This window comes from Halopiger djelfimassiliensis, assembly GCF_000455365.1.
Taxonomy (GTDB): Archaea; Halobacteriota; Halobacteria; order Halobacteriales; family Natrialbaceae; genus Halopiger_B; species Halopiger_B djelfimassiliensis.
Genome location: NZ_HG315686.1, coordinates 875,754 through 883,888, shown reverse-complemented (window position 1 = coordinate 883,888; position 8,135 = coordinate 875,754). Strand labels below are relative to the sequence as shown.

General features: G+C 61.5%; 9 protein-coding genes and 1 tRNA gene. 2 read left to right on the top strand and 8 right to left on the bottom strand.

Features of this window, described 5'->3' with window-relative positions:
* On the top strand, positions 1 to 118 hold a 118-nt coding region (locus TX80_RS20120), incomplete at its 5' end, for a PGF-CTERM sorting domain-containing protein (protein ID WP_154658684.1).
* 50 nt (positions 119 to 168) lie between these two features.
* Here the strand turns inward: TX80_RS20120 and TX80_RS15225 are convergent.
* From TX80_RS15225 to TX80_RS15195, 8 genes are all read right to left on the bottom strand, one after another.
* The gene (locus tag TX80_RS15225; protein WP_049924007.1) at positions 169 to 867 is read right to left on the bottom strand and encodes a P-loop NTPase; all 699 of its coding nucleotides are present in this window, start codon (positions 865 to 867) and stop codon (positions 169 to 171) included.
* Entirely contained in the window at positions 864 to 1,232 is a 369-nt protein-coding gene (locus TX80_RS20160) for a DUF7857 domain-containing protein (protein WP_081661630.1), read from the bottom strand. The genes TX80_RS15225 and TX80_RS20160 overlap by 4 nt, the downstream gene beginning before the upstream one ends.
* A 33-nt stretch (positions 1,233 to 1,265) precedes the next feature.
* Positions 1,266 to 2,210: a TrkA C-terminal domain-containing protein gene (locus tag TX80_RS15220; protein ID WP_230198746.1), complete on the bottom strand. Its 945-nt coding sequence runs from the start codon at positions 2,208 to 2,210 to the stop codon at positions 1,266 to 1,268.
* A 212-nt stretch (positions 2,211 to 2,422) separates the two neighbouring features.
* Positions 2,423 to 3,568: a hypothetical protein gene (locus tag TX80_RS15215; RefSeq protein ID WP_049924005.1), complete on the bottom strand. Its 1,146-nt coding sequence runs from the start codon at positions 3,566 to 3,568 to the stop codon at positions 2,423 to 2,425.
* An 11-nt stretch (positions 3,569 to 3,579) separates the two neighbouring features.
* Positions 3,580 to 4,953, bottom strand: a complete 1,374-nt coding sequence (locus TX80_RS15210; protein WP_326544633.1) for a DUF7125 family protein — start codon at positions 4,951 to 4,953, stop codon at positions 3,580 to 3,582.
* A gap of 205 nt (positions 4,954 to 5,158) precedes the next feature.
* Positions 5,159 to 5,229: transfer RNA gene (locus tag TX80_RS15205), tRNA-Gly, on the bottom strand.
* 191 nt (positions 5,230 to 5,420) lie between these two features.
* Complete coding sequence (locus tag TX80_RS15200; RefSeq protein WP_049924003.1) at positions 5,421 to 6,365, bottom strand: sialidase family protein; 945 nt, start codon at positions 6,363 to 6,365, stop codon at positions 5,421 to 5,423.
* Positions 6,366 to 6,684: 319 nt separating this feature from the next.
* Positions 6,685 to 7,425: a class I SAM-dependent methyltransferase gene (locus TX80_RS15195; RefSeq protein WP_049924002.1), complete on the bottom strand. Its 741-nt coding sequence runs from the start codon at positions 7,423 to 7,425 to the stop codon at positions 6,685 to 6,687.
* A 184-nt stretch (positions 7,426 to 7,609) separates the two neighbouring features.
* On the opposite strand from TX80_RS15195, the gene TX80_RS15190 reads away from it, so the two are divergent.
* On the top strand, positions 7,610 to 8,077 hold the full coding sequence (locus TX80_RS15190; protein WP_049924001.1) for a DUF5793 family protein: 468 nt from the start codon (positions 7,610 to 7,612) through the stop codon (positions 8,075 to 8,077).
* Positions 8,078 to 8,135 lie beyond the last annotated feature (58 nt).

The following is an 8,135-nucleotide window of genomic DNA, read 5'->3' as shown; positions in this document are numbered from 1 at the left end:
GACCGTCTCCGTCTCCGAGACGAGCGACGGCGACGACGGTCTTCCCGGCTTCGGGCCTGCGGTCGCACTCATCGCGATCGTAGCTGCTATTGGTGTCGCCGTTGTTCGACGCCAGTAGAAGAGTTACCGCAGTACCCGGTGTTCCTTTTCGAACGCAGTAAAAGCAGCTCAGAGAGTATCAGGGCGCTCTGAGAGCCGCCGCTGTGCACGCTCAAGCCGATCTGCGACCGCTTCATACGCCTCGACTGCCTGTGCGTCTAGCGCATAGTCGCGGACAGGAGTCCACTTCGCCTGCGCATCGGCAACTGCATCTTGTTGTTCGACGATCGTTACTTCGACACCAAGCGTCCGTCCGATCCGGTCTGCGAGGTCATCGTGAGTCTCGCAATCGGCCTTGTTTAAAACAGCGGCAGCGACTGGGGTCCGGAGATCTTCCGAGAGTTCATAGGTCCGAAACGCGTCGACCAGTGCGGTCTCAGCCGGTGTTGTAACGAGTACCGCGAGGTCAGCACTTCGAAGTTCGATACCGACATCGCGGGCGAGTCCGGCCGGGCAGTCGACGACGACGTGTTCCCACTCCCGCTCGAGACGCTCGAGCACTTGATCGAGGTGTTCCAGCTTCGATGCACGGGCACCCGAGAGCGTTCGCCCGCAGGGTAAGATCGAGACCTGACCGACATCTTCGACTGCCGCGGGCGGGTCGACGCGGCCGGCGAGCACGTCGTGAAGATCGGGACCGGTGCCGGGCGGAAGGTCAGCAGCCGTCAGGTCCGCGTCAACGACGACGGCGTTGAGTTCGCGTCCGAGATTCCACGACGTGGTCGATTTACCGATCCCACCCTTTCCACCGGTGACGGCGACGATCATGGATTGCGCTCGAGCACCTCGCTCGTCGGACACCAGCCATCGAGATCGGCAAGCACCTCCGAGGGTGACGTTACGGAGTCATCACTCCTGTGACGCTCGCTCGAGACAACTTCCACGAGAGGCTCGGTCGGCGGCTCCGGGCTCGCGAACCCGACACCGCGGCGTCGGCCAGGACGGATCGTCGTTTCCCAGATCCCATCGTCCCACCGTGGATCGATGACACCGTCTCGTTGTGGCGGCCAGACGGGACCATCGAGACAGCATCGTAGACGAACTGTCTGTGGCGTCGAGTGTGTATTCGCAACGACCACCCGCACCGTCGTAATCCCCCTCGTTCGTTCGGCATTCGTTTCAACCGACACCATAACGATACTATATTCGTGACACAATTTAAACTTCTACATCAACTCGCCTGAAATCTCGTCAGTGACGGCGGAATCGAACGCAGTCAAATCGGTCGGCGTGACAAGTAGCCAGAGTTCGTCCCCGCTTTGGAGCGTCTCGTTGTCCTCGGGAAGCGGGAACAGTTCGTCGTTGCGATCGAGAACGAGTACTCGTCCGGGTAGCCAGCCGACGAACTCGCCCGCGAGCGGGCCATCAGAATCGACCGTCAAAGTGATGATCGTCTCATCGGCTGTTCGGAGCGTCGATGCAAACTCGTAACCATCGGTCGGTTCGTCAGGATGTGTGACCAGTCGGTAGCGCTCGTCAGCGGAGAGTTCGGACGCATGTTCGGCGTCGACGATTACGGTCGCGACTGATCCGTTGGTCGTTCGGAGTGTTCCTGTTGCGACGAGTTGTCCGCCCTCTTCCGTTCCGTCCGTCGACCAGATTTCGATCGGATCGCCGAGGCTCGCATTCGGCGCGGGGTCGCCTCGGATCGCGATACCGACTGTTTTCGGAGGAAGCATCGATCCTAGCCCGGAGGAGTTACGACCGACAAGGACGCGATCAACGGCACCGTCCTCGTCCATCGTTACGTCGGCATAACTGACCTCGTAGTCGCGCTCGATGTGTCGCTCGAGTCGTTCGCGTCGCTCCGCAGTGGACAGGCCGTGTGGAAGTCTGACTATCGTTTTCGAGAGCGCTCGGCGGACATCGGTATCGACCGAACGGTATCCCTCCGCATCGTCGATCGTGTCAGGTAACTCGAGATCGACACCGAGTCGGGCCGACCGGACGGCCGCTGCTGCCTCGCCGCTTGCGTCAATTCTCGAGAGGCCGGTAACCTGACAGGCGATACGATCGCCGAGTCGGCTGCCAGCCGCTGCGACGGTCCCGCCGACTAAAAACGTCGCGAGCAGGTAGCCGGCGCTGGCCTGATGATCGAGTGGGACGTTCATAAGGAGCGTCCCCGAACTGAATATGGCGTACGACAGGTATCCTGCTACGGTCGAAAGACCGACAAGAACCGCGGTACCGGGCGGTGACGAGCGCGTCGTTTCCCACCGATATGCTCCCGAAACGAGCAAACTGACGACTGCCGCCAGCAGTGCCATACCGGTAATACCGATTGCAACCTCACGGCCCAAGCCAACGAGGTTCGCGACGGAGATCATTGTTCACTCACCTCTCGTGGGGAGCCGGCTACAAAGGCCCGTGTTAGGGTATCGGGAGCCGTGCGATCATCGGCAAATCGCCACTGGCCGTCACTACAGACACCGAGTGCTGTCTCTGGCTCGACCGAGTCATCGTCGGTCAACTTGACCGCGGTCACCGGCTGACCGGCGTCCTCTAAGAGCGCCGCTGCCTCGAATGCGTGGTTGTCACCGCTCGGGAGTACCTCAATGCGATGCTGAGAAGCATCGAGTAACTTCCCGGCATCAGTCGTTTTGACAACGACCGTGGCCCGCCCTTCTCCTCCATCGAAACCTGCGTCCGCACATCGACGATCGTCTGACGGAGAGGCGATGTCTTCATTCCCCGTATCGGTCGTGTCGGCTTCGCCGCCGATCGCAAGTACTTCGCCCTGAATAGTCTCGCCGTCAGCACTGATCGCAATGCTGTCACCCGGTTCGATCCCCGTCGGAAGCAGTCCAGTCACGGTTACGGCTCGGGAACCATCCGGAATCGTCGTCGCGACACCTTTGGCCGGGGGCGCGGCAGCGATCGTCGCTCGACCGCGTCCGTCGACGGAAACGTCGACCTGCGAAAGGTCGTATTCCGTCCGAAGACGCTGTTCAAGTCGCCGCTCCAGTTCGGCCAGTTGGAGATCGGCCGGGAATCGCCACGCTCCGTCCTCAAGAGCAGTTCGAAGCGCTGGCGACAGTGGTGGATATCCTTCGAATTCACGGATTGCACCGGTTGGACGGATTGTCACTTGGCCCATAGCGTCGACGGAGTCGATTGCATCTGCGGACAGCGCTTTTCCCCTGACGATCGGTAACGTCCGATCCTTCGGGAGTTCACTCGCAATACGGTTTCCCTGACTCGTCGCGACGAGACCGAGTAGGCCTGCAACAACCGATGCCATCGCAAGCCGTTGTGCCTGTGAGAAACCCGCACTCGGATCGAAGATTCCCACGTAAACTCCGGTTCCGATCGACACTGGGATGACGACAAGGCCGGCGAGGACGGGCAGTGAACGCTCTTGGGTTATGGCGACGCCGATCGCGATCACTCCGATAACCAGTGCGGGGACGAAGCTAGTCAGTAACCCATACGAGATTCCGATCAATGATTCATAGGGAAGGGAAACCATCTCGAATCACCTCAATCGGACTTCGGTTGGGATTCGATTGGAGACATGCTATTCCCGCCGGCGAACTCGATCGGGATCGTCTCGGTAAATCCGGCATCCGGACGATACTTCGGTACCGATAGGTAATGTTCGACGTCGGAGCCACATCCGGGAGCAACGGTTTCGAGCTCGAACACCGCGTCAGCGACCCGAAGTGTCGCTGATCGGTTCCGCGAATCGTCGTCCACACAGTGCAAGATCGCGATACTGTCTGTTTCGACGAGCTGATCTTTGAGATCATTGAGGAACGAAACGTATGCTGAACGATCGTGTCGCTCGAGTTCGTTGACCGGATCAATGATCAGATTGGCCGTTTCGGGGAGTTTATCGATCAGCGTGAGCGCCTCATCCAGTCCCTCATCACCGGCGACACGTCTGATTGTCGGTGTTCCGGACCCGATTGATGTCGACTCAATTGCTCGACGAACGTTCTCCCGTGACTGCTCGGTAGAGAGATAGAGCGTTCCGCGGACGCCGGTAGCTCGATACAGGAGCTGTTCCGACTGGCTCGCGGGATCCGCCACGAGTGTGACGATGGTCCCGGCCGGAAGTCCTCCACCGAGCCGTCGATCGATCTCGTTGGTTCCCGTGGGGAGCCGATCACCAGCGTATTCCGGTGGTGCCCGGTCAGTTGGTGATTGTGTGGCCAACTGCTCGACGATTTCGTCGAAAGCTTGCGAAACCTCATCGTTCAACAGCGGTGATGGTCGCTCGGGCACACATCCGAGTACTGGGACACCCTCCCAGCGGGTCGCCGGTGTCGGGATCTCCGAACATTTGTTCAGAATGGCCCCATAGATGGGAGCGCCGAGTCGGCGAGCCATCTCAATCGTCGTTTCTGCAGCTTTCAGGCTCCGTTCGGTGTCCGATGCAACGATGACCACACCCTCGGCTTGACTCAATGGATCGACGACATCCGGTCCGGCACCGGAAGGACAGTCGATCAGTACTTGTCGCCCGTCAATATCGACATATTCCTCAAGCGAACTGAACTCGAACGACTGCGACGACTTGGGTGCAGGAACGACGCCGACATTGGGTTCCTGAGGATGTTGCTGTGCGATTTCCCGAAGGTCCCTCCCTTGATCGAGTACAGCAAGTGTTGGCTCACGGTCGAGATCGGTCATCACATGCAGGTTCGGGAGTTGTCTGTCCGCGTCGATGGCGATCGCGGGTGTGTCAGCCCGGGCGAACGCTTCGGCGAGTCCGAGCGTAACGGTGGACTTGCCACACCCTCCTTTCGATCCAGCGATGGCTATCATACCGCTATTGTTTTCGCCATCCTTTTTGAACTTAGACAGCACCCGGACGAACGATTCGACGCCGCATCGTTCGGCTGCTGGCACGAACTCACCACGATTCGAAGCGAACAGGGACGCCGTGGCTGCCGTTAGTACCCTCGAGCGACTGTCCAGTTCTCAGTCCGTCGTCAGCGGCGGATTCGCCGTTACCGTCAGGGCACGCTTGGAATAGACAACTGGTTGTACTGATCTGAAACGGTGACCGAAAAACCCTCTCGAGTACTTTCTCCGCCGTCCGTTCGTCGAGAAGTGCGCGGACCGGGATTTGAACCCGGGCCATGAGCTTGGAAGGCTCAGGTCCTACCACTAGACCATCCGCGCGCAGTTCCCGATTTCGGCTCCACGTTTAAGGCTCTTCCTTTTCCGATTGAGTATCTACTTGATACCAAGTATCGAACCGAACCGGTGGCGTGACGCTTGCCAACTCGAGCCGAAACCTGCTTCGCCCGAGGACGGCCCGTCGGGCCGTCGCTACCGGGCGGAACCAGGTCAGGAACGCGGGAAGCTAGGGGTTACTTCTCGAGGACTTCGCCGCCAGCGCCGACGGCGATATCGGTAGAGCCGCGGGCGACGGCCTGTAGGTTCTCGCCCGTGGGGGTGTCGATGACGGTCCACTCGCCGCTATCCAGTTCGAAGATCGCGCCGCCGCTGCCGACGGCGTAGCCGTGCCCGCTCTCGGTTTCGACGTCGAAGAGGTCGGCGTCGCCGAGACTCTCGGGGGTCCACTGGCTTCCGTCGTACTCGAAGATCGACGCGTTGCCGCCACAGACGGTGACGTCGTCGGCGGCGTCGCTGTCGAGGCCGTAGAACGTGACGTCGGCGTCCTCGATGCCGATCGGGTTCCAGGTGACGCCGTCGTCGGTGGCGAACACCCGGCCGTTCGTGTCGATGGCGTGGCCCGACCGGTCGTCGTAGAACTCGATCGCCGGCAGTCCGGCACCGCTGCCGGGAGCTTCGTACTCCCAGGTGCCTTCCGCGCCGTTGTCGAAGCTGTAGTGGATGGACCCGGAATCGTCGGCGACGTAGACGTCCGCGTCGCCCGCAGTGCCGGTGACGGCGACGTCGTTGAAGTTCGCCGTGTAATCGTTCGGTGCGGATCGGTCGATGAGGTTGCCGGTCGTGACGTCGTACTCGCCGACCGCGCCGCTCGCGCCGACGATCCAGAGTCGTTCGCCGTCGTCGGTCGTGTCCGCTCCGAGGAGGTCGTTCCCGTTGCCGGTGGGACCGCCCTGCAGGACGACCTCCCACCCGGCGTCGGTCCGTTCGATGACGAGGCCACCACACGCGACCGCGTGGGCGTTTGTCGCCGTGTGGGCGACGTCGGAGAGGCTGCTGTCGATCGGCGTCTCGGCGATCGTCCAGCCGTTACCGTCTGCGGAGACCGTCGCGGGGACGGTAGCTGCGGCAAGTGATGCGCCTGCGAACTTCAGCGCCGAACGTCGGGTGAAGCGCGTCATAGCGCATTCGGGGGTTCCAGGAGTGATAATCATAAAAGCTGGACCTTCTTTACACGATTAGTATCCATTTTGAACGTTTTATTCGGTTTGCGTAGCGGTGATATATCTATACAGATGGCGTAAAATACGGGCTGGGACAGTCGAAAATATCGTTTTGTTGCCTTCGGTAATATTTTTCGGAATGGATGGGGTTCGGGGCGCGTTACCTATTCGATCGCGAGAGCGGGACGTTCACCACGAGAGAACAGGTCGTATCGTAGACCAGCAAATATCCCAACCTGCGGTACGGGAAGCTCCGGCGTTCACGCCGGAGAGGATGTCACCCATCCGACTGCGGTCCAGCCACCGTCGCGTAACAGTTCCCGCTCGAGAGTTCCCACTCGCGGAGGGCGAGGTCGCTCTCGCGGATGTCGGTTTCGAACTCGTCGGGCGCGTAGATGTGGTAGAAACGGTCGACGGGTTCGCCGCCGGGGAGCGTCCACTCGACGGTCGTGTCGAATCCCTCCGTTCGCTCGAAGCGGTCGTGAGCGGTCGACCACGCGCTGACGAGCGCGCGGCCGCCGGGCGCGAGGACGCGGGCGAGTTCGTCGAGGCTCGCCCGGCGCGCACGCCGGGTCGGCAGGTGATGGAGCGTCGCGACGTAGACGGCGACGGCGACGCTATCGTCGGCGAGCGGGAGGGTCGCCGCATCGCCCTGGAGTAACGCGACGGCGAACTCCCGATCGGCGGCCCTCTCGCGTCCCGTCTCGAGCAACCCGCGGCTGACGTCGACGCCGACGACGCGCTCGAGACCCCCCTCGGCCAACAGCTGTGCGTGTCTGCAGTTTCCACAGCCGAGATCGAGGCCGACCGCGGGACCGTCGTGGCCGGTTGCACTGCTCGAGCGTCCTGCTGTACCGGCGTGTGCGTCGACGAACGCCTCGACCTCGGGCCAGGCGTACTCCCTCGTGGCGGCGAAGTGCGTCGCGATTCTGTCGTAGGTGTCACGGACTGCGGCGCGCCGAGTGCGGTCCGCGGTCTCGTCGGCGACGCGGTCCCGTCGATTCTGCTCCTCGACCATTGTCGGAAATCGTCGGAGGACGGGCAAAAACCGTTCGCAACGCCGTCGGACGACCGATGGTGGCTGTTCAGCGGCATCGGTTCGTTCCGCTGGGTGGACGGCTCGTCGCTGCTGTGCCGTTCCGGTGAACGAGCCCATTGTGCGTTACGTTCATACGGTGGGAGCGCTAACCGATGCGCACGGAATGAGGCGCGAGCACTTCACGTTAGATGTCAACAATGTCGACTGGGTCGAAACCGACGGTGAACCGAGCAAACCCTCGGTATCGATCGACTTTACCGGCCCGTCGACGATGCTTCGCGAGCGCCTTACCGGTCCCGACGGCGACGTCCTCGATGCCGGCGAGACGGACGTCGCCCTGCGGTTGCAGGAGCCGCTTGGAAGCGATGCCGCGGGCGTCGTGAGCGTCACGAACCGCATCACCGGCGAGTTCATTCTCGAACTCAACGAGGACGCCGACGACGTGTTGCGGTTTATTCGCGCGGCTCGGGGCTACGGCGAGGCGGCGAGCGACGACGGCCGCTACGAGGTCGAAATCACCCTCGACGGTGATCACTTCGTCAGCTACGACAAACGGACCTTCCTCGTCTACGACGACGAGGGGAACCTGCTCCGCCAGCACAGTCTGATCCCCAGCGGCGTCGAACTCTAGTTCCCGGCGGGTGGGAGGGGACCGGCAACTATAAGTGTTTTAGGAGTGCCTAAACCAC